A 24,297-nucleotide genomic window follows, 5' to 3' on the forward strand; every position below is an offset into this window, starting at 1 on the left:
CCACTCAATTAGTTCGTGAAAACCAAACGATTGTGGTTGAGAATTTAGCCATCAAGAATATGGTCAAAAACCCGAAATTATCTCAGGCAATATCTGATGTAAGCTGGGGAGAAGTCACTCGACAATTAGCCTATAAATGCCGTTGGTACGGCAGAAATTACATCGAAATAGATAGATGGTTTCCCAGTTCTAAAAGATGTAGTAATTGCGGGTATATTGCTGAAAAAATGCCGTTAAATATTCGAGAGTGGGATTGTCCAGACTGTGGGACGCACCATGACCGAGATATTAACGCCAGTAAAAATATTTTGGCCGCAGGGCTTGCGGTGTCAGTCTGTGGAGCGACTATAAGACCAGAACAGAGTAAATCTGTTAAGGCAGGTGCGGAACCCCGCAAGGGAAAGAAGCAGAAACCTAAATCGTGAGGTTTGGGAATCACCGTCCGTTCACGGCGGTGAGGATGTCAACGGACAAAGAAACGATCTTTTCCGCTGCCCCTGTTTATGAGGAGTTAACCGACCCCGGCGATTGGGAACAGTTAAAACGGCAACTAGACCAGAATCAAGACCTGATCGCCTCCTCGCAAGTCGATACTTCTTTTCCTTCCGTCCTCGATCCTTGGTCCTAGTCGGGTAAAATGCTGGGGAAAAGAATTAAAATTTAACCTGGGCAATATTTGAGGACTAAAAAGGAATGACCACAGAATTAGAAACCAAAAAAGTTACTCCTACTCGCTGTTTGGTTGGTGCGGCAATTTCGGCAGCATTGGGGACAATTCTCTATTATCTCACAGCAGCGATCGGTCATTCTTTTTACTCAAAACCAATGGTTGCTCACAGTCCGATCGCCTTGAGAATTGGCAGCGCTGTCCGCACTTTAGTTTTTGGTTTAGCTTCTCTAGGAACCTTTATTTTTGCTTTTGTCACCATTGGTTTAATTCTTTTGGCTATCCAATTACTGCTTAAACGCCCTCAACAAACATAAATTATGAATTATGAATTGGAAGTGGGAAAGTGGGAAAGTGGGGAGCTTTTCAGTGATCAGTAAACAGTAAACAGTGAACTGATAACTGATAACTGATTAACGGACATTTTGAGCGGTAAAATCTTCGATGAGTTGTTCTAAAGCGGCCGAGGAGGCGCGGGTAATCAGAAAACATCTAAACTCCTGGCCTTGACTGAGATATTGGGAATAGGCCGCCTGTAAAAAAGGTTTATAGCCGGGGTTTTTACGAATATACACCTCAAAAAAGGCCAAAGATAGGGAATGGGCGTAACTATCGATCACATAGGGTGCGGGCAGGGTAAGATCGGCTACGGATTCGATCGCTTCGTTAATTCCCGCATCTAGTACCGAAAAATCGACGTGAGCTTGACCTTCAATCAGAGCTAAATATTTATTTTCGGTGTTGAGCAGGGGAAAAGAGCGCACCTGTTCAAAAATAGCGGGGGTAGCGGGATCGTAGGTTCCTGCCGCTACAAAACTGGGAATTTCGATCTTAGCTAGTCCTTTAGCCCCGAAAATACTCCAATTAAACGGATTAACCGCAAAAATCGCTTTGATTCTCGGATCGCGAAAGTTGTATTCTTCTCGGGGTAAATCCAAAGCACGACACTGGAGCAAGAGGGAGACATTGAGAAAAGCTAATCTTCTTTGGCAGTCCCGTTGTAAATTCTCGAAATCGATCGTCGCTCCACCCACGGCTAAGGCTGTATAACCGCCGAAGGAATGTCCACCAACTCCCACATTATCTACATCTAATTGCCCCTGAAATTCCCCCGCGTTGCGTCTTTGCAATTCATCGATCACAAAAGATATGTCCAATGGACGATTGACAAATTCGTTGCTATCAAAAACCATCCCCGATAAACCAGCGAGCAGATTCTGCACCTGTAGGGTATCGCTGCCGGGGTGTTGGGGTATGGCGACGAGATAACCGTAACTAGCCCAATGTTCCGCTTGTCGGAGAAAATCTTCGGGACGAGAAGCTAAACCGTGGGAAAAGACAATAACGGGGGTTTTCTGGGTTAATTGCCCCTTGGGTTTCACAATGATTAGATAAAGTTCCCTCTGACGACGGCTATCGGTTAAATCCAGCCGCATTTGTTCTACTTGTCGCGGTCCCGGTTGTCGGGGGTCGGTCATGGCGGTAAAATTAATTTCACCAGCCTTTTTAGCTTCTTCTAAGGATAATTGCGCCACCTTTTCCGTGAATACTGTGGTCGCTTTCAGGACGATATCGATCGCCCTAGCTAATCTTTGCACTCTTGTCACATCAATCTGCATATTAGTGGGCAGATTACGCAGCAGATTAAGAATAGTTACCCCTCCCGGTTCAAAAGCTGATTTAATTAGGGCAGAACGCAGAGCGAATTTACCATTAATACCCCCTTGAATGGTGATCAGTTCCCCTAAAAGGTTGAGGACATCTTCCCCCATTCTGGTGTTAAAAAAGCGCGAGATCAGGACGGGATTAATTTCTTTACTTGTGGTTAAAGCTTGGCGAAATTCTCTTTGTTGTTCGGGGGTGGTATTACCTAAATATTGTCTTAGATTAGCGTCAATTCTGCCAGTCTCGACAAACTTTTCTAGGGAACTAATTTCTAGGGTACGACTAAAGGGCGGTAAGATAAAAGTGATTCTCTCGGCCGAGAGGACAGGAAAGCTAGTCAGTATCGTTCCCAAGCAACCAAGAGCGATCAAGCGACCAATTTTAGCTAATTGCAACAAGTTTTTCGGCTCCTTTTCTTTCTGCGATCCTATTCCCTCTGGATTATAACAGTAACCTTTCAGTTTTTAACCGTTTTCTTGCTTGACTATCAACAAAAATTATCAATTTGCCACGGTCGATAATCTTGACCTAGAATAAGTGGGTGGGTGGAATTAAATATAAGATGAACGTAGGTTGGGTTGAAGCATGAAACCCAACGCCCGATTATGTTACGCTACCGCTAACCCATCCTACAAATAATTGTGCCTACCTACTTATCAATTTACCTCGATCGATAATCTTGACCTAGAATAATAGGCAACAAGTCTCGAAAATTTCCATCTTGCCGATTTCAAGCTACCTAACCGCTCACTGCTCATGATTTCAGGGTAAAAATGCCAAAGTTGCCACTACTTTCACCCCAAATTCTTCCTCAAAAACAGGTTTTTTATAGTCTAAACTCCACAATTCTAAAGCACAATCATCTTCAGCATTATTGGGAAAAAGATGCAGATGTAGGGTTCTATATTCAGGATCATACTTACATTCAATCTTTTTAATCGCTCCTATTTGTCGCCGATCTAAAGCCACAGCCAAGCGCAGTATAGCACTTAAATGTCTGACCATATACTGATAGTATTCAGTTAATTTCATAAAATCATCGTGCCTTTTCTTCGGCTTACTTTTGCGATGATAACGAGCGATATTAGCGATCACTTCTAACTCTATTTCCGTATAGCCCAACAGTTCACCATTACGAATTAAATAATAGGAATGTTTATGATGGGCAGCATGACTAACATATAAACCACTATTATGCAGTATAGCCGCCGCCCATAATAAATCTTTAGCCTCCTGATTCCAAGAATGTAATTGTGCTTGGGTTTGCTCGAACAAAGACAGGGAAAATGCCGCTATTCTCTCAGCAGATTCTAAATTAACTTGATACTTTTTCGCTATTTTCAAGACACTGCGCTGACGGATTTCACTCTGATAAAGTAACCGATTATCAATTAAACCGTGCGTCAGCATCCAATCGACGATTACCCCTTCTCGCAAGGCCCTTTCACAGAGAACTAACTTATCAACATCTAACATGGTCATCGCTTCCAAAAGCACGATCGAACCGGCTAGAATTATCTCGGCCCGTTTATCGGACATCCCCAGAATTGCCAGTCTTTGGTGATAGTCCAAAGTGGCGAAACGTTTGACCAATTCTTTGACATCTTTGCGGGTTAATTGATAGCCATTTAAAGGATTGGGAATTAACCCCAATTTCTCCAAAGCATGGATAGTCATCAAAGTTTCTATCGTCCCAGAAGTTCCCACTAAGCGCGGCACTTCTCCCAGCTGTAAATGATGTTTAATTTCCTCTACTGCCCGCTCTAACATTCCGCGGGTGTATGCTCTTAAATAGGCCAATTCTGTGGTACTAATGGGATCGGTGGTGATCAAATCTTGGGTCAAACGCACCGCGCCGATTTTGGTACTACTAAGAAAGCGAATTTCTTGACTATCAGCTAAGATTAATTCTGTGGAACCACCACCGATATCGATAATAATATGGGCTTGATTTTGGAAATCCATTCCCGAGACGACACCGAGATAAATCCGGCGCGCTTCCTCCTGTCCGGAGATGAGATTTACAGAAATACCGACTTCTTTCTCGATTAAAGCCAAAAATTCGTCGCCGTTGGTCGCTTCCCGGGTGGCGCTAGTGGCAACGGCAATAATCTGATCCGCCTGGAGACTAATAGCCAGATCGTGACAGCGTTTTAAAGCAGCGATCGCTCTTTCCATGGCCGCTAGGGTTAATTTACCGGTTTTCCTATCTCGATCGCCCAGACGGACTGTATCCTTTTCTCTGGCAATAATCGTAAAAGCGGGTAAAGACGGTTCAATTGCCACTACTACCATGTGAACCGAATTCGTACCAATATCGATCGCCGCTAGGATTTGGACATCGGAGGCTTTTGCCTGGGGCGCTAGTCCCCGATTGGGTATAACTTGATTAGAAATATTCACCATCGCTTATCAGTGATCAGTTACCAGTCGGGGGATAGGTGTTAAGGCTGGTCTTATTATCCCTCTAATTGCCCGCCTCGGCGCCGCAATTTTAGCTTTGTATAGCAGTTATCTTATTCGTCAATATACAATTTTCGCTGCTCCAGGGCCAATTGCCGGAATTCCCCCTCCCCAAATTCTCCCTCCCTGGGACGGCGCTCTTGATCGCACTCGACTAAATAGATATAATCACAATCAACCCCTTCTAAATTAGTATTTTCGGCGATTTTCCAAGCTTCGATACAAGCACCCGTCAGGGTGGCTCCCTGTAAATTGGCTCTCATCACGTTACTATGGGCTAAATTTGCCCCTTCTAGATTAGCGTAGGCTAAATTTGCCTCGCTGAAATTTGCCCTAGTCAGGTTGGCATTTTTGAAGTTAAACCCGTAAAGATTCAGTCCGCGAAAATTATGGCCAATATAAGCTTTATTTTCCCCTTGACCAGTAACCAGAAGATTTCTCATCGCAACTTCGTCCAGAATTGTCTTTTCCCAGCGCGCTCGCTCGATGCCCGATACCAGATAAAATCGAGTTCTAGTTAAATCTTTTGCCCTTAAATCAGTGGCTTTTAACTGCGCTCCCGTGAAATCGGCTTCTTGGAGATTTGCCCCGCAAAAATTTGTACCTTTACTGGCTAAAAAAGCAATTGCCATGGATTTCGTGACCGTTGCTCTCGATTCTTCTAGGGATAACCAAGCCAGATAAGCGGTGAATAAAGTACCACAAACCCCAACAATCAAAGCTATAGAAAAAGTTCCATTCATCACAGCTATTCCAGCTAATGCTCCCTGAAAAACTAATATAATTCCTGTCAATAAAGTTAAAGTTAAGCTGATGCAAATTGCTAGGGTAAAACTTATTGCTTGACCAGAAATCAAGGATAAAACTAAGGGCAATCCCCCAACTCGCTGACGATAAAATATTCCGTAAATTAGAGATAAAATCGTGATTATACCCGCACCAATAATTTTAAATTTGGTTACATCTGTCACCAGCATTAAAGCTAGATAATAACCAGCTAATCCCCACATATATCCGCAGACAGCCGCTATTAACCAAGAAATTAAAATTAATTGTAGCCGACCGCGCTTTAGTAATCCTGCCCTAGCCTCGGTAAATTTAGTTCCCTCTAAAATAGCCCCTTGAAAATTAGTGCCACGGAGATCGGCTTGACTAAAATTCGCCCCCGATAAATTCTTTCCTTGAAAACACTTTCCTTTTAATTTTACTCCCGTAAAATTGCGTTTCCCTTTGGCATATAAATCCAGTACCTCACTTGCTCTCATAGAAATTAAAGAGTTCTGTTTTTGGCTTGATTGATTAATGTAATTCATAACAACTAAGTAAGTAAGTGGTTATAATTAAATTGAAGATAGATTTTGTCTTTGATCCTCCCTGCCCCCCTTAATCCTAGGGCCGATTCATAGTAGGGTTGATTCATGAATCAACCCTACCCTTCTATCCCTTATAGGGATCTTTCTTAACAATTTTTTCATTAAGCACTCCAACTCTTATCCTGACTTGATTTCAGTTTTTTCTTTGTCAGTAAGGGTGTCAACAAGGAATATTACAAATTGTTAACCGAGTCTTGAAAGCGTTGTGCTACAAAGGTTTGAAATGTTAAGAAAGATGTGACTAATGGACAGCCTTGATAAGGGGGGTGTCTGATAATTTTTAACGCCTACCTACTTATTATCTTTTTAAAATTGGCTTTGGTTATTTGTTGGCAATTTATACTAAATCGGTTTTGAATAGTGCGATGAACTCCCAAGTTATGGATTGTTTCTCCCCGCTCCCCCGCCATCCTATCCCTTGTAAACAGGATTTAGTATAATACAGATTTAACTGGACAGACCCCTGGGGATGAGGGACTTTTTTAGGGGCAATCCACGGCAAAAACAGCCCCTAAAACTGATTATTGACCCGGACTTGGTGTTTCTATCGGGGACTCTGGGGAAAGGGGAGTCGATTCAACTATTGGCGGTGGGGCCGGAGGTTGGAGAATATTGCGCCAGCCTTGCATTTGGGAGCGAGCCGAACTGTAAGCGGTACTTTCCCGGGATACGGATTCAGCAAGGCGAATAGCTTCCAGATAACGACCATTATTAGCTAGGTCCGTGGCTAAAGACAAAAGCTGATAACTCCAACGTTCCAGCAATTCAGTCCGTTGCACACCCGCATCGGTTTTAGTGGAAATATTGGTAACTAAAGCAATCGCCCGGGTTAAACCTTCTGCGGTTCCCATCGCCGCTAATTGATTAGCCTGTTGGAGATTTTGACGGGCCCGCAACTCTCGGCGCCAACGACGGATATTTTGGGAAGCTTCCGAGGAAAGAGTGCGACCGGGGGGAATTTGATTGGCAGTTTCGATCGCTGTGCTATAGTCTTTGAGATTGGCCAAAGCTTGAGCCTGATCTAAAATGGGTTGATCCTCCATGCGTTCAATCCGCACTTGCCAGCCGCCAATTTCCCGTTGAGCATCTCGGTATAAGGCCCGATTCTTGCCGATGGCCCGGGCCTGAATAATAGCGTTACTGAGGGAATTAATATCGCCGGGGATAGCGATTTCCCGCGCGCGTTCTAAAATCGGCCGGTCTTCTATGACTTGTATTTGACGATTCCAAGAGCCAATTTCCTGCTGTGCTTGCGACCAGAGGGGATTATTACGGGGAACCTCGCCCGCTTTCGCGATAGCGGCGCTATACTGCTCGATCGTACCTGCTTGTGCTAAATCTCTAGCCTCGGACAGTATTCTTAGATCCTGTACCTGTAACTGCCAGCGCTCCCTCATAGCTAGGGCCGTTTGATGGAGAGGTCGAGAAGCGTCGATTTGTTCTAGTCCCAGTATGCCAGCTTCCAATCCCTCCACCGTGCCGACTTCCGCATCTAAGGCCGCTGCGGACAAGAGGGACCAATCGGTGACATCTTCTTTAATTTTGAGGTCTTTGGGGGTTTGGTTAGCCAAATCCCGGAGAGCTTGCCATTGCTTCCGCTCAATTAATCTTTCGGCGTATTCTTGCAGTTTATCCTCGGTTTTCCCGATTAATTTTTCTGCCTCCTGATAGGCATAACTGCTGGCTTGAATTTTTCTAGCTTCTTCGATGACTTTGAACCAATTGTCGAGACCGCCCCGGGCGAAGAGATTAAAGGCATTATCTAATTTACTGCTATCTTCCCGGGCGACGGTAATTTTAGCGAGCGCTTCATTATATTTAACCGTTGCCCAGTATTCGTTATTTAAGTTCAATAAATCCACCGCTAGACGGAAAGATTGATTCCAGTTGGAAGCGCGGAGATTTTCCTCTAGTTTGCTTAAGATATCGTTGCCTTCCGTCCAAGTTCCTTGCCACTTAGCGATTCTTTCTTCAATAATTGCCGCTACTGCCATATTATTGGGGATTTGACGAGCTTTAGTGATCGCTTGCTGTAAATTTCCCGCTTGATAGTCTTTTTCAGCCAAATTCAGGATATCTCGCGCCCATTCTTCCACCTGTTGATTAACTTGCGATCGCAAGGGATGGTCATCGGGTAAAGCTTCCACTAGGGCAATTGCTGCGAGTAAACCCTCCACGGTGCGACTATCGGCGGAAAGTTGAGCGCAGTAGAGACGCAGGGAGGCAGAAGCAATAGGCCAGAAGATTTTTGGGCAATTGGGCGACTTCTGCATATTTAATAACTGCCAAGTGGCGAGAAAGCCAACACCGCCAAAGACGACGACAAATAAAGCCGCCCAAACTTTCCAAGTGAAACGATGCTGGTATCGGTACCAAAAGAGAAAAAGAAAAGATTTAGTTTTCTCTGGCCAACGAGTCAGGGAGTCAATCGATTCTCGTTTGACTAGATTTTTGGTTAATTCTTTTCCTTTAAACATTCACGACTCCCTGACGGATATTTTAGATAGATTTTACCTTAATGGCGCTCATTGCCCAACTTCTCAGCAAGATTCAGCTTGTAGAGACTCGACTAATTCGATTAATTGCGTCTCGTTGGCATTGTACACTTCCCGACAAAACTCACAGATGGCTTCCGCTTGTTTATCCTTTTCGATGATGTCTTTTAATTCATCGACCCCGAGGAATTTTAAAGCTCCTAAGGCCCGTTCAAAAGAACAATCACAATCAAAACGCAGCATCTGCACAGCCGGAAAAATTTCTAGACCCATATCTCCGAGAAGTTCCTGAAAAATATCTTCTAGTCCTTTTCCTGCCCGTAAAAGAGGCGTAAATCCCGTTAATTTTCGCAATCTCGACTCTAAACGAGCCACCAAGACCTCATCCCGGGACGCTTCTTTAGAGAGAACTTGTAATAAAATTCCCCCGGCTGCCGTCACTCCTGTGGTCGTACCGACAAAAACCCCCACTTGCAAAGCGGAGGGAATTTGTTCCGATTGGTCCAGGTAGTAGGCGATATCTTCCCCCACTTCCCCAGAAACTATCTCGACGATGCTTTCTTGAAGTTCATTTCTCCCCTCGCCTTTTTCTTCCCGTAAGACTCGCACATAACCCTTGTCACCCACGGCGCGACCCACATCTAATTTACCCTGAGCATTGGGGAGTAATTCCACCTGGGGATAGTCCACATAACCCCGCACCGTGCCATCGAGTCCCGCATCAACTAAAACACCGCCTAGGGGACCATCGCCTTTAATGCGAATATTGACCCTAGAACCGGGTTTTTTTAAACTGGAAGCCAAGAGTAAAGCCGATGCCATCGTGCGACCGAGAGCGGCAGTGGCTACGTTAGATAATTTATGTCTTTGGCGGGCTTCTTCCGTTAAACGAGTGGTAATCACTCCTACTACTCTAATTCCGCCATCGGCGGCCGTGGCGCGGATTAATTTATCTGCCATACTACTTACTGTTATCCTTGGAAAACGCTGTCCCGATTTTTAGTTATTCTTTAACTAACTTAACAAAAATTATCAGACAACAATATGTTCGGCAATTTTCAACAAAGTCAGCTGCGTATCGAAATCTCGGCCAGTGAACAGGCTATCCGGGATAGTTTGCTCAAAACTGCTCATCTCCGTCAATGGCTGTGGCCGCAAATGCTCTCGCCCAATCTACCCGATAAATTAGAGGAAGGCTTGACTTTTACCTCTTGGTTAGGTTTAATTCCCATACAACATCAGGTTTTATTGGCCAATGACCAGTGTTTACGCTTGCTTTTGAGTCAAGGTATCGATGGCTATCACGAATGGTATTGGGGCGATGGTTGGTTACAATCGCGGTTAGAAGGCATTTCTCTCCTTCCCCTCAATCTCGGTCAAACTCTCAGTTTGTTGAAATTACGACTATTTTTGAGCAATCAAAAGTTAGAAGTGAAGGATTTAGGAGTGGCTAGTAGGTAAATCGCACTTTAAAAACCCAATTATGGATTGTCTCTCCCCGCTGCTCACTCTCCTACACCGGGAGAGTGGCTGCACTATGCCAGTCCGAGACCAATGACAGGATAAGAACGGGGGTCTTCACCCGACATTTGAGATAAAATCGATCTAGTTAAAAATTTAATTCCGAAACTATGTTCGACGCACTGGCCGACCGCTTAGAAGACGCATGGAAAAAATTACGAGGTCAAGATAAAATCTCCTCGGCCAATATACAAGAAACCCTCAAAGAAGTCCGGCGGGCTTTATTAGAAGCAGATGTTAACCTACAGGTGGTCAAGGGATTTATTGCTGAGGTCGAGAAACAAGCCCTCGGCGCTGAAGTGATTTCCGGAGTCAATCCCGGTCAGCAATTTATCAAAATTGTCTATGATGAATTAGTTAAAATTATGGGGGAAAGTAACGTTCCCCTAGCCCAGGCCGATAAACCCCCCACCGTAATTTTAATGGCCGGGTTGCAAGGGACGGGAAAAACCACCGCCACCGCCAAATTAGCCCTATATCTCCGCAAACAGTCCAAAAGCTGCCTGATGGTGGCCACCGATGTTTACCGTCCGGCGGCCATTGACCAATTAATCACCCTCGGTAAACAGATAAATGTTCCCGTCTTCGAGATGGGTTCTCAGGCTAATCCCGTCGATATCGCCCGTCAAGGTGTGGAAAAAGCCAAAGAATTGGGCGTAGATACGGTTATCATCGACACCGCCGGTCGTTTGCAGATAGATACCCAGATGATGGGCGAACTAGCACAAATCAAGAAAATTGTCAAGCCCGACGACACTTTATTAGTGGTGGATGCGATGACCGGTCAGGAAGCGGCCAATCTCACCAACACTTTTCACCAACAAATTGGCATCACGGGGGCAATTCTCACCAAACTTGATGGCGATACTCGCGGTGGTGCGGCCTTATCAGTGCGGCAAATATCGGGACAACCGATTAAATTTGTTGGGGTTGGCGAAAAAGTAGAAGCTTTAGAGCCATTTTATCCCGATCGCCTTGCCAGTCGCATCCTCAATATGGGTGATGTCCTGACCCTAGTGGAAAAAGCTCAGGAACAGTTAGACCTAGAAGACGCGGCCAAAATGCAGGCCAAGATTTTAGAGGCTAAGTTTGATTTTAATGACTTCCTCAAACAGATGCGGCTGTTAAAAAATATGGGTTCCCTGGGGGGAGTCTTAAAGTTAATCCCCGGTCTAGGCAAACTGAGCGGGACAGACATCGAAAAGGGCGAAAAAGAGTTAAAACGCACGGAAGCGATGATTAATTCCATGACCACGGAGGAACGCGCTAACCCCGATTTATTGGCTAAGTCTCCTAATCGTCGTCGTCGCATTGCCAAAGGTTCGGGACATCCAGAAACGGAAGTTACCAAACTAATTACTAATTTCACCAGAATGCGATCGATGATGCAACAGATGGGACGGGGACAAATGCCCGCTATGCCTGGGATGCCCGGGATGGGTGGCGGAATGTTTGGGGGTGGCAATCAACCGGGGTTCCGCGGTCAAGGTGGCAGCCCGAAAAAACCAAAGAAAATCAAGAAAAAGAAAGGTTTTGGCGATTTATAGAGGCTAAAAATGTTGAAATCCAGAGCTTAAACTGAGGTTTCTACCATCGGCTAATTTTATCTCTCTCCCGGGGACAATTTGACCGATTATCGCCCCCTCTTCCCCCACTTTCTCCAACAATTCTCTGGCACTGTCCGGAGGCAAACACAAAACTAACTCAAAGTCTTCACCGCCGTATAAAGCCCATTCTAGAGCTTTTTCGGCTCCTACATATTCTTTCAGGGTTGGATGCAGGGGAATCCTCTCGATTTCAGCACCAACCCCACTACAGCGACAAATTTGCATGATGGCATCTGCTAACCCGTCACTGCTATCCATGCCCGCGATGGGAAATTGCTTGACAATTTTTTGTAAATGTGGTATGCAATCAAGTCTCGGTCGCGGCCGTTGATGAGCTTGGATTAATCGCTTTTTTTGGGCGGAATTTAAATTCCTCCCGGTTTCAGGGTGAAAGAGTAACTCTAATCCAGCCCGCGATAAACCGTGATAACCAGTAATAACGATACTATCGCCAACTTTTGCGTTAAAACGTCTAATTTCTTCATTTTTTGCCACTTGTCCCAGGGCGGTGATGCTGATGTTAATCTCCGTGGCCCGACAGACATCGCCACCAACGATCGCCGTCTGATATACTTGCAGACAAGAGCTAAGACCCCGATAGAGTCCTTCTAGCCAATCGATGGCTAGATCGGGAGTTAAAGCCAATCCTACCGTAATTCCCAGGGGTTCTGCCCCCATAGCCGCTAAATCGGATAAATTAGCCGCCGCCGCTCGCCAGCCCACATCTTCCGGAGAGGTAGTAAGATCGCTAAAGTGGACGTTATTAACTAAAACATCAGTGGTGACGACGAGAGAATAACCCTCCTTGAGGCATAAAATCGCCCCATCATCACCGATAATCTCGGCAGGACAATATTTTTGCAGAATCGGTAGCAATCCCTGTTCACCCAAATCTTTAACGGTTAAATTCATAATTTCTGGGAATTGAACAATGCAGCTTCTAAAAAGTCTTTAGTTAGGGTTTGCTGAAAAAGTTTTTCGGTGGGGGCAGGGTGTGGGGTGTGGGGTGTGGGGTGTGGGGTTTTACCGGTTTTGAGGTGGCCAATTACCTAATTTTCAGGGAAAAAGTACCTGAATTTTCCCCCTGATCACTCCCATACCTGGTACTTTTTGATTGACAAAAAGTCTAAAAGTCTTACCCAACAAGGTTTTTAGATTTATTCAGCATACCCTAGTTAAGAGGATTGGCGCTGATTTTTTCGTAGGCGCGATCGATAATTCCCCGACCGCGCAAAAAGCCGGTATTAGCCCCCGGACAAAGATAGGAGAGGGTTTCCGGACTAAAACGGTCTAAAATAGCCTGTTGCGATCGCAATTGCCGCGGCCAGTGGAAAGTTTTCGCGGTCTGTAGGGGTCGCGGTTGACCCTTGGTGTCGGGGAGAAGATGACGACCGGTAAATAAAACCCCCCCGTGACGCTGCCAGTAGAGACAGGAGGAGCCGGGAGAATGGCCAGGAGTCCAAAAACCGCTACAAGTGGGAGATAACTGGATTTGCTGCTGAAAAACGGTAATTTGACGGTGAGGAAGCAGATAAGCTTCCTGTTCCTGTAGAATAATCTCACAATCAAGTAAACTTTGCAGAGAATCGCTCTGTTTCCCCTGACCCCCGCGATGGGTAAAAAATAGGTAACGGACCCCTTTTTCGAGGAGAAAATCCCGCTCGCTCTCCTCACAGCTAGGACAATCCACCAGAATATTACCAGTATTTTCTACAATAAGATAAGAGGTTCCCCCTAGGGTTTCCCGATTAGGCGAGAAAGCGTATAAACCTTCTAGAATTAATCGAGGGGGTTTTGTGGTTTTGCTAACCTCTAAAGGAGACGATTCGGTTTCCGATCGCATGGTTTGCCTATCCAAATCACAATCAATGCGGTTTACAATTTAGCACGATCGATGACCGGGCTGGCTGAAATTAGCCGCCTTTTACTCAAGAGAAAAGAGCCGATATGGAAATGTGGTTGTTATTAGGGATTCTGGGCGGTTTCACCTATTTTATCGTCAAGCGTAGCGTGGCCAAAATCACGACAACACCAATATGGTTAATTTGGTTAGTCCTGATGACTCCGGCTCTTATTTGGACCGGCTGGACGTTAATCTATGGAGAGGATACCCCCATGCCGGCATTTTTGCTGATCGGTCCTTTTGTGATCTGCCCTTTTTTGTATTGGTGGCTAGTACAAATGGGTCGGGTTACTCCCCAAGAAAGCCCCCCATCACCAGCGGAAACAGCGAATTTAGTCCTAGAAAATATTGATAATCCTGCACCTAAAAGTGATTTAAAACCGATCACTGCTGAAGAGGAAAAATCCCTACGAGATTGTTTTCCTTGGGGGATTTATTATCTGCAAAATATCGATTATCGTCCCCAGGCAATTCTCTGTCGGGGCAAATTGCGAGCGGTTCCCGAAGAAGCTTATCAAGTGATTAAAAACAATGTGGAAAAGGTTTTTGGGGATCGCTTTTTATTGCTTTTCCAAGAAAGTTTTCAGGGACAACCTTTTTTCGCTCTTGTGGCTAATCCCTGGCAGCAAAAAACAGAAACTATAGAAACTGAAAAAGTTACTCGCCCCTTTCTTGCCCTGGGTTTATTGTTATTAACTATCTTAACTACCACAGTGGTCGGTGCGGGATTAAGTGGCATTACCACCCAACAATTAGAAAATAATTCTAGTTTATTATTGCAAGGTTTACCCTACAGTTTAGGCTTAATTGCTATTTTAGGACTGCACGAATTCAGTCATTATTTGACAGCAGTTAAATATAAAATTAAAACCACTTTGCCCTATTTTATCCCCTTTCCTTTCTTCCTCGGCACCTTCGGGGCTTTTATTCAAATGCGCTCCCCGGTTCCCACGCGTAAAGCTTTATTTGATGTGGCGGTGGCCGGTCCTTTGGGGGGTATAATTATCGCTATTCCTCTACTGTTTTGGGGGTTGTCCCTCTCGGAAATAGTTCCCCTAACTAATCAAAGCAGTTTATTAAATTTTCAGGCCTTAAATCCGCAGTTTTCTTTTCTCTTGTCTATCCTAGCTAAACTAGCCCTCGGCAGTAATTTAATCGCCGGAAAAGCGATCCATTTACATCCTTTAGCGGTAGCTGGTTATGTAGGAATTATCGTTACAGCCCTAAATTTAATGCCCGTGGGTCAATTGGATGGTGGTCATATTGTTCACGCCATGTATGGGCAGAAAACCGCCATAATTATCGGTCAATTAACTCGATTATTCATGTTTATTTTAGCCCTAGTGCAACCAGATTTTTTACTCTGGGCGATTATTCTCTTATTAATGCCAGTCAGCGATCAACCTGCTTTAAATGATGTCACCGAATTGGATAATAAACGAGATTTATTAGGTTTATTTTCCCTGGCTTTGTTATTAAGTATTTTGCTACCCCTTCCCGAAGCGGTGGCCCGTTGGTGGGGGATGTAAGCGACCGCATCAATCAACCTGAGTTCCGGGAAAATTATCGGTCAGTTAGGGGATAAAATCCCTATCTCCTACGTCAATGTGAGTTCGATGACCCTCACCCTCGATCACTTTAATCCACAAAGCTGAAGGCTGACAACTGATCACCGCTCACTGATATATGGTTCTCAAGGCTAATTCTCGCAGAAAAAAGCGAGTTTCTCTGAAAGCGAAGTTAGGCAAATCTAGGTTAAAATTGCTGGCTATTCCGCTAATTTTGGCGAGTTTAGGCTGGTTATACCACGATTTACGTCAGCAGTGGCTAAAACCGGAAGCGATTTTTGTTTTGGGAGGTCATGCCGCTCGAGAACGTTTTGCGGCAAAATTGGCTAAGGAATATCCCGATCTACCGATTTGGGTGTCTTCCGGTAGTCCGCGACGATATGTGAAAAAGATTTTTAAAAAAGCGGGAATTCCCCTAGAACGTCTCCATCTCGATTACAATGCGCGAGATACTGTCACTAACTTTACTAGCCTAGCCGATCAACTGAAAGCCGAAGGTATTGATAGTGTCTATCTAGTCACTTCCGATAATCACATGAGAAGGGCGCGATTAGTGGGAGAAATTGTTTTTGGTAGTCGCGGAATTGTGATTAAACCGGTGACTGTTCCCTCCCAATCACCCCCCGAACCCCTAGAAAAGTCCCTCAGAGACGGTTTTAGGGCAATATTATGGGTAATAAGCGGTTCCACCGGGGAATTTTGGCTAGAATCCGCTTCTAGTTCCCATCTCCGATCAAAATAAAATTATCTTGACAAAATACTCACTTTATGTTAAGCAAAAACACCATTTTCGCCATCCTATTGATTTTTGTGCCTATATCGATCGCCGGTTCGCTGTTACACTGGGGCGGAACAGTTGTTTTTATCACCGCTTGTCTAGCCATTATCCCCCTAGCGGCCTATATGGGGGAAGCCACGGAAGCGATTGCGGTGGTGGTTGGGCCAAATATTGGCGGTTTGATGAATGCCACCTTTGGCAATGCCACAGAATTAATTCTCGCCTATGTCGCTTTGCGGGAAGGTTTCATTGATGTGGTAAAAGCGACGATTACTGGCTCAATTATCGGTAATTTACTCTTAGTTATGGGATTATCGATGTTTTTAGGCGGTTTACGCTTCAAAGAACAGGAATTTCAACCAATAACTGCCCGTTTAAATGCCTCGGCCATGAATTTAGCGGTGGTGGCGCTCCTTTTACCCACTGCCGTGCAATTTACCTCCACGGGAGTCGGGGAAGCAGTCCTGCAACGTCTATCCGTGGCCGTGGCAGCGGTGTTAATTTTCGTCTATGGTTTAAGTCTCTTATTTTCCATGAAAACCCACACCTATCTCTACGATGTCGGGGTTGCCGGTATCGAGGAGGAAAGCGCTGGAGAAAACCCCGCAAAACCGAAAATCTGGTTTTGGTCTTTGATTTTATTGATCGTTACCATCGCCGTGGCCGTAGAATCGGAGTTATTGGTGGCATCCCTAGAGGAGGCTACGGAACAGCTAGGTTTAACGGCGCTGTTTACCGGGGTAATTCTTTTGCCTATTATCGGTAATGCGGCCGAACACGCTACGGCTGTCACCGTCGCCCTTAAGAATAAAATGGATCTATCGGTATCTGTGGCCGTCGGTTCCAGTATGCAGATCGCCCTGTTTGTGGCTCCGGTTTTGGTTATCATGGGTTATATTATCGGTCAGCCCATGGATCTAAATTTTAATCCCTTTGAGTTAGTGGCAGTGGCTGTAGCGGTGTGGTTGGCTAATTCGATTAGTAGTGATGGGCGATCGAATTGGTTGGAAGGAATGTTACTCTTAGCTACATATACTATCCTGGCCTTGGCTTTCTTTTTTCATCCTCTCACCGCTTAGAGTTATCCCTTGCAGATATATAGACAATGACGGACGCTTTGGCTTAAGGGAGTGGTAAAACTGGCAATTTCGAGGATTTTACCGCCAGCTTTCCCTAAATTCTTCTCTAAACTCGAACTATCCTCCGACGACCACTGACCACGATAGAGAATAGCGATTCCGGTCTTTTTCACGAAAGGCAAAGCATAGTTAACACAGATATCCACATTACCTACCGCTCGCAAACAGACGATATCGTAAGCACAGTTATGTTTAAGGTTTTTCCCGACGATTTCCGCCCGACCTAAACGAGTTTTCGTGTTATTTAACTCTAATTTGTCAATAACTTCTTCAAGAAAATTAATCTTTTTTTGGGTGGAATCCAAGAGAGTCACCGACCAATGGGGATAGGCGATCGCAATTGGCAGCCCCGGAAATCCGGCCCCGGTCCCCAAATCGATGACTGATAGAGATTTTGTCAATAGATCTGGCTGGGATTTTTGTAACCAAGCTAAACCCGATAAAGAATCCCAAAGATGTTTTTCCCAAAACTCCTCCGGTTGGGTAATTCGGGTGAGATTAAAACGTTGATTACCCTCTAAAATCAAGTCATAAAGTTGTTGAAATCGCGCTTGTTGGGCCCCATCGGGTTGCCATTCTAGGGTTTCTTGCCAAAGGTCAAATAATTCAGGAAGGATCATTAATTCAGTTATCAGTTATCAGTTATCAGTTATCAGTTATCAGTTATCAGTTATCAGTCATCAGTCATCAGTTATCAGTTATCAGTTATCAGCTATTGGGGGAGTGGGGAAATTTCAACTAATACCCCAAAACCCTAAAACCTCAACTATCTGTTTTTTCACTTTTTACTTCCCTCAAATGTCCTTGTTCAATTTTCCAGTGACGGTCAGCAATAGGCAATAATTCCCCAGCATCGTGACTAACTACTAATAAAGTCCAGTGTTGTTTGAGACTAGCGAGAAGTTTAGCCAATTGACGACGCATCGACCAATCTAAACCGGCCGTAGGTTCATCGAGAAGTAACAGATTAGGCTGCCGGATTAACTGGACAGCGAGGGATAAACGACGCTGTTGACCTCCACTCAGATTGTGGGGAGAAGTATCCAGAGGAGTATTTTCTAATCCTACCTCCTTTAAGGCCGCCGTTAGGCGATCGCTTTTAATCTCCGGATGACCGAGACGCAACTCCTCAAGGATGGTTTTACCGCAAAAATGACGTTCAGGAAACTGAAAAACGATTCCTCCTAATTGTTGCAGGTGCAGCACCGTTAATTCTTGGTCGCGCCAGTGAATTGTCCCTGCTGTTTTATCGGCAAAGCCTGCTAGAATTTCCAAAAGAGTCGTTTTTCCGGAACCACTGGGGCCGACAATCAGACCTAATTCTTGGGGGGCTAATTCGAGATTAATCCCCTGTAAAATGGGATTGAGGGCAGCGGGAGGATGATAAACCACATCTTTGAGATAAAGCATTGACAGGAAAATAACTGGAAATTAAGTCTAGAAACCCGTTTCTATTGTGACAGATTTTTTCATTCGCTCAAGGAGACTTTTAACCATGGTGCTGCGGTTAGGTTTAACGAAAAAAATGGCGATCGGTGCTTCCCTGGCTGTTATGGTAATGGTTAACTGGATTGGTCCCGGGTTAGCTGGAGATCCTTTCCGCAAAACCAATCCCCGACCGATTGGTGATAAGACCGAGGCCGCTTTTAACGCTATTTTTAAACAAGGTAACTATCTAGAGGCAAAAAAATTAATTGTTGAGGCCACAGAAAAGGAACCCCAAGAACCTTTGTCCCATGCTATGCGCGCCTCTCTTGCTTTTACCGACCAGGATTGGAACACCCTAAAAACCTACTCCGAGAAAACTAAGGCAGCGGCCAAACAAATGCAGGACAGTGACCCTTTAAGGGGAAATTTGTATCTAGCGGTGGGGAGTTTTTTAGAGGGAACCTACGTTTTTCAAACCGAAGGAGCAGTATCGGCTATCCCCAGATTACAACAGGTGTTTCAGTATTTGGAAACCGCAGAAAAGGTTAATCCTACGGATCCGGAATTGAACCTGTTAAAGGGTTATATGGATTTGATTTTAGCGGTTAATCTGCCCTTTTCTAGTCCTCAAGAGGCAATTCAACGGCTAGAAACCTATGGTAGTCCTGATTACTTGGTTGATCGAGGCATAGCTCTAGCTTACCGGGATTTAAAGCAGTATGATCAGGCTTTGCAGTTTATCGATAACGCTCTGAAAGCGACCCCCGATAATCCGGAATTAATGTATCTGAAAGGTCAAATCCTAAGAATTCAAGGCAATACGGATAAAAATACCGGCTCTTTGAAACTGGCATTAGATTACTTTAATAATGCCCTGAAAAAACAGGAACAACTCCCCGAATCGGTCAAAAAACAGTTAAATCGCGAACACCGTAAGGTACAGGAGGAGATTAAATCCCTAGAAAACACCGCTAATCGTTGAAAAAAGCCTAAAAATAGTCAATATTTGTTTTTTTTATCAGTTATCAGTTTTTGAAGGCAAAAGGCAGCCGTCAAGGGTGCATCGCAGATTTGCAGGAATACCGACAATCAGCAATTATCAGTGACTCTTAGATGATGACAAATGTATCAGCAGCTGCGTGTAAGCATCCCACCGAAAAGCTAATGCGCTCCGGGGTTTGGGGGGTTCTACCCCCCAAAAGCTGGGATTGAGTGATAAAATCGGAAGTAATGCCCGATTTTAGCCGAGAGTTTCCCCGTAAAAATCCCAATTGGTAGATTTACAAAAATGAGATGCACCCGCCGTCAAATTTGGCCAAAACAGAAAATCTCCTCTTATGGTATATAAAGTAAAGGATTATTAAGCTTCGCAGAAGTTTATTAATTAAAGTTAAAAATATATTGACAAAAAAATTGGCTTGTGGTAAGGAGCAGAATTTAGCCAAACCTCCTAGCTGATTTCTTGTCAAGGGTTCACCTAAGTGTAATTGGAGATTTCATGACGGCAACGACGGATAAATTGCATGGGGAGTTGATCACCTCGATCGAGCCAGACTTTAAACTGAAAGATATTATTAAAACCATTCCCAAAGAATATTTCCAGAAAGACCCAGTTAAAGCTTGGTTTGGAGTGATTACGAATATTTTGGCGGTCATTGCGGGTTATGCAATGCTAGTTTATTCTCCCTGGTATTTACTGCCTTTAGCTTGGATTTTCACTGGTACAGCTTTAACGGGATTTTTTGTGATCGCCCATGATTGCGGTCATCGGTCTTTTTCCAATCGACGCTGGGTTAATGATCTTGTCGGTCATATTTTCCTCTTACCGCTTATCTATCCCTTCCACTGCTGGCGTTTCCTGCACGATCGCCATCATACTAAAACTAACATGGTAACTATAGATAATGCTTGGGATCCGTGGGAATTAGAAGCTTTTAACTCGGCCAATCCCTTAGTGCGTCTCTTTTATCGCGGCATTCGCGGACGTTTCTGGTGGCTTGGTTCGATCGCCCACTGGGCTATTCTACACTTCAACATCGAACAATTCAAGGAGAACGAACGGGAAAAAGCGCGCTTTTCGATGATTGTCGTTCTAGTTTTTGGAGCTATTTTGTTCCCAACCCTCATTTTCTACACTGGTGTCTGGGGATTGGTTAAATTTTGGGTGGTACCTTGGTTTGTCTATCATTTTTGGATGAGTACCTTTACCCTTGTCCATCACACAGACCCCGATATTCAATTTTTCCATCCCGAAGAGTGGAATCAAGCTTTAGCGCAACTAGAAGGGACAGTTCACTGTAGCTATCCCCGTTGGGTAGAAATTCTCTGTCACGATATTAATGTCCATATCCCCCATCATATCTCGACGGCGATTCCTTCCTATAACCTCCGCAAAGTTCACGCTAGTCTCAAAGAAAATTGGGGCAGTCACCTGAAAGAAACCGAGTTTTCTTGGGCATTAATGCAGCGAATTGTTGATTATTGCCATATTTTCGACTCCGAAACCGCCTACAAAACCTTTAAGGAAAGCGGCGGTTAAATCAGTTATCAGTGATCAGTTATCAGTTATCAGATTTGAGTTTTAAGTGACAGTATTAAATCGAAGTTTCCTACTGTCTTTTCACTGATTACTGATAACTTACCCACTGAAAAAAGATTACCAGGAACCGCGTTTACCATTGGGCATAACTGTTAACCAATTGGTTTTTGCTAGGGCGATTTGTTCTCGAGTTACTTGGGCATCAGAGAGATTAGCCCCGCAAAGATTAGCATCTTTGAGATTAGCGTAGCGAAGATGGGCGCCGGTGAGATTAGCCCCGCGTAAATCGGCCTTTTCTAGGTCTGCATAACCGAGATAGGCATTATTTAAATTGGTGCTTTTGAGAATAGCTTGACTGAGATTAGCCCGGCCCAGATCCCCATTGGACAGATCTGCCCCTTGTAAATTAGCTCCTGTTAATTTGGATTGACAAAAATTGACGCCCAAAAGTTTGGCTTTGGCCAGATTGAGATTTGGTAATTCCTCTTGGGCGAAATTGCGCCGGCCGTCATTGTAAGCATCGAGAATCGCTTTTTCATCTAAGCGGGGTTTTTTCTTCAGTAAGGTTAGCTCTGTGCTGCTGCGGGCTTTACTTTTATTCAATACATTTGTATCAAACAGCGAAAAAGCCATCTGTCCCCCCAGCATATTATCTGGAGAGGCCTCTGGATTTTTATTTTGGGGACGAAATTTAGACTTGAGAGGGACAGAAACGGAGGAAGTGGCTATCGAACCTGAATCTTGTCGGGGGGGCTGGGAAGTAACCATTGGAGCGGCGATTAAACTTTGGGCTAGACTATCGGCATAAGCCGTCATCTCTAAAGCATCCATTACCTCTTGGGCGGATTTGTAGCGATGACGGACAGAGACTTCCAGCATTGTTTTCAGGACTTGAGCAAACTGGGGACTCACCTTGACTAATTTTTCCCAGAGTAATTCACCTGTATTAATATCAACTTCGATCGCTTTAGGAGATTTGCCCGTGAGTAGATAGAGACAGGTAGCTCCCACCGCGTAGATATCACTAGCGTAAACGGGACGCATGGCCATCTGTTCGGGGGGGGCAAAACCTTGGGTACCCACGGCAAAATTAGTGAAAGCCGTTTGAGAATCGGCATTGGCCATGACGCTATTAACTGGATTTTTGACGGCCCCGAAGTCAATCAGAACCAATTTTCGGTCTGTTTGCCGACGAATTAGGTTAGCGGGTTTGATATCCCGATGAATTACCTTTTGCTCGTGGACATATTGCAAAATCGGCAAGAGTTCACTTAAAAACTGTTCGACTCCCGCTTCGCTAAACGGTCCGCGTTTTTTAACCTCTTGGTGCAGGTTATGACCTTTAACGTATTCTTGAACTAGATAAAACTGTTGATTATCTTCAAAATAGTCCAATAATCGGGGAATCTGCGGATGAACTCCCAGTTTTGCCAAGGTTTCCGCTTCTCGAGCAAAAAGTTCCCTCGCCATGCGAAAAACATTAGCATCTTTAGAGGGAGGTTGCAGTTGTTTGACCACACAGAGGGGCTTATCTGGTAGGGACAGATCTGATGAAACAAAAGTTGCCCCAAACCCTCCTTTCCCCAAAATGCCTAGGGTTTGATAGCGGTCGTGCAGAAGAAGTTTTGAACCGCAACTCTCGCAGATTAACGCTGTCGGGGCGTTTTTTGGTTGAGTACAGTTGGGATTAAGGCAGTAGGTCATCTAGAATCACCAATTGACCGATACTTTTTTACTAACACACCTTAACAATGCACTTTAAGAGATTCTCCTCAAGGGGGGTATCTCCCAAAGTCTAAAACCAGAGGCCTCAGACAATCAAAGCGCCTGTAACGCCTTTTTTGTTTGACGCTCCCCGCTCTAAAGAGACGGGGATTCTTCGTTCATTGAGTCTCCGTTAGCAAGCAGGATTTCTCCAACCAACCAAGAGGGAATCTCTCCCGAAGCGTTTAAAGTTTGCGTGCGCCCCACGCTACTTAATCCCTTTTGCAAGATGTTTAAAGCGGCGTTTCTATCTCGACAATCTGTGTATCCACAATGAGGACAAACATGGGTTCGAGTAGATAGCGACTTTTGGACTTTTTGTCCACAATTAGAACAATCTTGAGATGTATTATGAGGTGAGACAGCTATAGTTAACTTGCCGCATTTGTCCCCAAAATACTCTAGCCATTGCCTAAAAACAGACCATCCTGCATCGGTTATCGACTTCGCTAAATGACGATTTTTGACCATGCCTTTGATATTCAAGTTTTCATAGGCGATTAAGTCGTTAGACTTAACTAAACGGAGTGCCACACTTTTGACAAACTCTTCTCGTTGCCTACTTACTCTTAAATGTTTCCGAGCATATCGCTTTCTAGCTTTGTGATAATTACGAGATTGTTTTTTACCCTTACGGTATTTCTTTGACTTTTTTTTAGTTAATCGGTTTAGTTGTTTTTCAGCTTTTCGATAGTAGTTCGGACAATCAATTTGATGGCCTTCGCTATCTACTAAGAAAAACTTTAATCCCACATCAATCCCAGTGGCTTTCTGGGAAGGTGTTAAAGGCTTAACGGTGTCTCTGGGGTCTAATTTAATGCAGAACTGCACATAATAACCATCGGCACGATTAAGGATTCTTACCCGTTTAATCTGGTCTGGTTGATAGTAATTAATATCTCTAGAACCAATCAACTTAAGAGTACCAATACCTTTTTTATCTGTAAAGGTAATATGGCGTTTATCTTTTGATAGCTTCCATCCAGATACTTTATACTCAACGGAACGGGAATGTTTTTTAAACTTAGGGTAGTTTTTCTTTCCTTTAACTTTATTTTGGCAATTATCGTAAAACCGAGTAATTGCCCGCAAGGTTCTTTCTACGGCAGTCTGGCAAGCATGGGAGTTTAAATCATCAACAAATTTCAACTCTTTCCTTAATGCTGTGTTGTACCGAAATAACTCTGTTTTGCCAACACCCCGATTATCCATCCAATAACGCAGAACTTTATTCCGAACAAATTGGGTTGTCCGTATTGCTTCGTTAATGGCTTCTATCTGATTAGGTTTTGGCTTAACTTTGTATTCTAGTACAAACATCTTGACACTGCTCGACCGAGTATCAATATCCTAGCACAAAATTCCTTAAGTTGACAATATATATTTA

21 protein-coding genes are annotated in these 24,297 nt (G+C 44.3%); 10 read left to right on the plus strand and 11 right to left on the minus strand.

What is annotated here, in order from left to right; genetic code table 11:
• From H6G48_RS18645 to H6G48_RS18655, 3 genes are all read left to right on the plus strand, one after another.
• Positions 1–425 (plus strand): RNA-guided endonuclease TnpB family protein (locus H6G48_RS18645; RefSeq protein ID WP_190722801.1); only part of this gene is annotated, 425 nt, incomplete at its 5' end.
• A 35-nt stretch (positions 426–460) separates the two neighbouring features.
• Positions 461–628 carry a hypothetical protein gene (locus tag H6G48_RS18650; RefSeq protein WP_242034695.1) on the plus strand — a complete coding sequence of 56 codons (168 nt, stop codon included), beginning with the start codon at positions 461–463 and terminating at the stop codon, positions 626–628.
• A 65-nt stretch (positions 629–693) separates the two neighbouring features.
• Positions 694–984, plus strand: a complete 291-nt coding sequence (locus tag H6G48_RS18655) for a DUF3082 domain-containing protein (RefSeq protein ID WP_002786666.1) — start codon at positions 694–696, stop codon at positions 982–984.
• A gap of 96 nt (positions 985–1,080) precedes the next feature.
• Here H6G48_RS18655 and H6G48_RS18660 read toward each other — a convergent pair whose 3' ends face one another.
• From H6G48_RS18660 to hslO, 5 genes are all read right to left on the minus strand, one after another.
• Complete coding sequence (locus H6G48_RS18660; RefSeq protein ID WP_190722802.1) at positions 1,081–2,730, minus strand: alpha/beta hydrolase; 1,650 nt, start codon at positions 2,728–2,730, stop codon at positions 1,081–1,083.
• 364 nt (positions 2,731–3,094) lie between these two features.
• Positions 3,095–4,738: a Ppx/GppA phosphatase family protein gene (locus H6G48_RS18665; RefSeq protein ID WP_190722803.1), complete on the minus strand. Its 1,644-nt coding sequence runs from the start codon at positions 4,736–4,738 to the stop codon at positions 3,095–3,097.
• A 110-nt stretch (positions 4,739–4,848) separates the two neighbouring features.
• Positions 4,849–6,060, minus strand: a complete 1,212-nt coding sequence (locus H6G48_RS18670; RefSeq protein WP_239698001.1) for a pentapeptide repeat-containing protein — start codon at positions 6,058–6,060, stop codon at positions 4,849–4,851.
• A gap of 629 nt (positions 6,061–6,689) precedes the next feature.
• The gene (locus H6G48_RS18675) at positions 6,690–8,645 is read right to left on the minus strand and encodes a chromosome segregation ATPase (RefSeq protein WP_190722804.1); all 1,956 of its coding nucleotides are present in this window, start codon (positions 8,643–8,645) and stop codon (positions 6,690–6,692) included.
• Positions 8,646–8,708: 63 nt separating this feature from the next.
• Positions 8,709–9,623, minus strand: coding sequence for an Hsp33 family molecular chaperone HslO (hslO, locus tag H6G48_RS18680; protein ID WP_147069221.1), 915 nt, complete (start codon positions 9,621–9,623; stop codon positions 8,709–8,711).
• 84 nt (positions 9,624–9,707) lie between these two features.
• On the opposite strand from hslO, the gene H6G48_RS18685 reads away from it, so the two are divergent.
• A complete protein-coding gene (locus tag H6G48_RS18685) occupies positions 9,708–10,124 on the plus strand; it encodes a hypothetical protein (RefSeq protein ID WP_061430868.1) in 417 nt (138 codons plus the stop codon).
• 170 nt (positions 10,125–10,294) lie between these two features.
• Positions 10,295–11,731: a signal recognition particle protein gene (ffh, locus tag H6G48_RS18690; protein WP_002796145.1), complete on the plus strand. Its 1,437-nt coding sequence runs from the start codon at positions 10,295–10,297 to the stop codon at positions 11,729–11,731.
• A gap of 3 nt (positions 11,732–11,734) precedes the next feature.
• On the opposite strand, the gene thiL is transcribed toward ffh, so the two are convergent.
• A complete protein-coding gene (gene thiL, locus H6G48_RS18695; RefSeq protein ID WP_190722805.1) occupies positions 11,735–12,703 on the minus strand; it encodes a thiamine-phosphate kinase in 969 nt (322 codons plus the stop codon).
• A 259-nt stretch (positions 12,704–12,962) separates the two neighbouring features.
• Positions 12,963–13,634 carry an MBL fold metallo-hydrolase gene (locus H6G48_RS18700; RefSeq protein WP_190722806.1) on the minus strand — a complete coding sequence of 224 codons (672 nt, stop codon included), beginning with the start codon at positions 13,632–13,634 and terminating at the stop codon, positions 12,963–12,965.
• Between the two features lie 104 nt (positions 13,635–13,738).
• Here H6G48_RS18700 and H6G48_RS18705 point away from each other — a divergent pair, with 104 nt between their 5' ends.
• The 3 genes from H6G48_RS18705 (at position 13,739) to cax (ending at position 17,119) form a co-directional block, all read left to right on the plus strand.
• Complete coding sequence (locus H6G48_RS18705; protein WP_081106746.1) at positions 13,739–15,223, plus strand: site-2 protease family protein; 1,485 nt, start codon at positions 13,739–13,741, stop codon at positions 15,221–15,223.
• A 157-nt stretch (positions 15,224–15,380) separates the two neighbouring features.
• Positions 15,381–16,004, plus strand: a complete 624-nt coding sequence (locus H6G48_RS18710; protein ID WP_190722807.1) for a YdcF family protein — start codon at positions 15,381–15,383, stop codon at positions 16,002–16,004.
• 26 nt (positions 16,005–16,030) lie between these two features.
• On the plus strand, positions 16,031–17,119 hold the full coding sequence (gene cax, locus H6G48_RS18715; RefSeq protein WP_190722808.1) for a calcium/proton exchanger: 1,089 nt from the start codon (positions 16,031–16,033) through the stop codon (positions 17,117–17,119).
• Between the two features lie 2 nt (positions 17,120–17,121).
• On the opposite strand, the gene rsmG is transcribed toward cax, so the two are convergent.
• On the minus strand, positions 17,122–17,799 hold the full coding sequence (gene rsmG, locus H6G48_RS18720) for a 16S rRNA (guanine(527)-N(7))-methyltransferase RsmG (RefSeq protein ID WP_190722809.1): 678 nt from the start codon (positions 17,797–17,799) through the stop codon (positions 17,122–17,124).
• Between the two features lie 142 nt (positions 17,800–17,941).
• Complete coding sequence (locus H6G48_RS18725) at positions 17,942–18,589, minus strand: ABC transporter ATP-binding protein (protein ID WP_190358273.1); 648 nt, start codon at positions 18,587–18,589, stop codon at positions 17,942–17,944.
• Positions 18,590–18,674: 85 nt separating this feature from the next.
• On the opposite strand from H6G48_RS18725, the gene H6G48_RS18730 reads away from it, so the two are divergent.
• Both H6G48_RS18730 and H6G48_RS18735 read left to right on the plus strand, forming a co-directional pair.
• Entirely contained in the window at positions 18,675–19,589 is a 915-nt protein-coding gene (locus H6G48_RS18730; RefSeq protein WP_104397989.1) for a Sll0314/Alr1548 family TPR repeat-containing protein, read from the plus strand.
• 516 nt (positions 19,590–20,105) lie between these two features.
• Entirely contained in the window at positions 20,106–21,146 is a 1,041-nt protein-coding gene (locus tag H6G48_RS18735) for a fatty acid desaturase (protein WP_190722810.1), read from the plus strand.
• A 117-nt stretch (positions 21,147–21,263) separates the two neighbouring features.
• Here H6G48_RS18735 and H6G48_RS18740 read toward each other — a convergent pair whose 3' ends face one another.
• A complete protein-coding gene (locus H6G48_RS18740) occupies positions 21,264–22,850 on the minus strand; it encodes a serine/threonine-protein kinase (protein WP_190722811.1) in 1,587 nt (528 codons plus the stop codon).
• Between the two features lie 156 nt (positions 22,851–23,006).
• Positions 23,007–24,230 carry an RNA-guided endonuclease InsQ/TnpB family protein gene (locus H6G48_RS18745; protein ID WP_190722812.1) on the minus strand — a complete coding sequence of 408 codons (1,224 nt, stop codon included), beginning with the start codon at positions 24,228–24,230 and terminating at the stop codon, positions 23,007–23,009.
• Positions 24,231–24,297 lie beyond the last annotated feature (67 nt).

It is taken from the genome of Microcystis flos-aquae FACHB-1344, assembly GCF_014698375.1.
GTDB classification, from domain to species: Bacteria; Cyanobacteriota; Cyanobacteriia; order Cyanobacteriales; family Microcystaceae; genus Microcystis; species Microcystis aeruginosa.

Coding starts and splice junctions, on each gene's coding strand:
- H6G48_RS18740 (WP_190722811.1), bottom strand. CDS start 22,850: ATGACCTACTGCCTTAATCCCAACTGTACTCAACCAAAAAACGCCCCG.
- H6G48_RS18730 (WP_104397989.1), top strand. CDS start 18,675: ATGGTGCTGCGGTTAGGTTTAACGAAAAAAATGGCGATCGGTGCTTCC.
- H6G48_RS18745 (WP_190722812.1), bottom strand. CDS start 24,230: ATGTTTGTACTAGAATACAAAGTTAAGCCAAAACCTAATCAGATAGAA.
- H6G48_RS18735 (WP_190722810.1), top strand. CDS start 20,106: ATGACGGCAACGACGGATAAATTGCATGGGGAGTTGATCACCTCGATC.
- thiL (WP_190722805.1), bottom strand. CDS start 12,703: ATGAATTTAACCGTTAAAGATTTGGGTGAACAGGGATTGCTACCGATT.
- H6G48_RS18670 (WP_239698001.1), bottom strand. CDS start 6,060: ATGAGAGCAAGTGAGGTACTGGATTTATATGCCAAAGGGAAACGCAAT.
- H6G48_RS18705 (WP_081106746.1), top strand. CDS start 13,739: ATGGAAATGTGGTTGTTATTAGGGATTCTGGGCGGTTTCACCTATTTT.
- H6G48_RS18725 (WP_190358273.1), bottom strand. CDS start 18,589: ATGCTTTATCTCAAAGATGTGGTTTATCATCCTCCCGCTGCCCTCAAT.
- rsmG (WP_190722809.1), bottom strand. CDS start 17,799: ATGATCCTTCCTGAATTATTTGACCTTTGGCAAGAAACCCTAGAATGG.
- H6G48_RS18710 (WP_190722807.1), top strand. CDS start 15,381: ATGGTTCTCAAGGCTAATTCTCGCAGAAAAAAGCGAGTTTCTCTGAAA.
- H6G48_RS18650 (WP_242034695.1), top strand. CDS start 461: ATGTCAACGGACAAAGAAACGATCTTTTCCGCTGCCCCTGTTTATGAG.
- hslO (WP_147069221.1), bottom strand. CDS start 9,623: ATGGCAGATAAATTAATCCGCGCCACGGCCGCCGATGGCGGAATTAGA.
- H6G48_RS18685 (WP_061430868.1), top strand. CDS start 9,708: ATGTTCGGCAATTTTCAACAAAGTCAGCTGCGTATCGAAATCTCGGCC.
- cax (WP_190722808.1), top strand. CDS start 16,031: ATGTTAAGCAAAAACACCATTTTCGCCATCCTATTGATTTTTGTGCCT.
- H6G48_RS18700 (WP_190722806.1), bottom strand. CDS start 13,634: ATGCGATCGGAAACCGAATCGTCTCCTTTAGAGGTTAGCAAAACCACA.
- H6G48_RS18675 (WP_190722804.1), bottom strand. CDS start 8,645: ATGTTTAAAGGAAAAGAATTAACCAAAAATCTAGTCAAACGAGAATCG.
- ffh (WP_002796145.1), top strand. CDS start 10,295: ATGTTCGACGCACTGGCCGACCGCTTAGAAGACGCATGGAAAAAATTA.
- H6G48_RS18655 (WP_002786666.1), top strand. CDS start 694: ATGACCACAGAATTAGAAACCAAAAAAGTTACTCCTACTCGCTGTTTG.
- H6G48_RS18665 (WP_190722803.1), bottom strand. CDS start 4,738: ATGGTGAATATTTCTAATCAAGTTATACCCAATCGGGGACTAGCGCCC.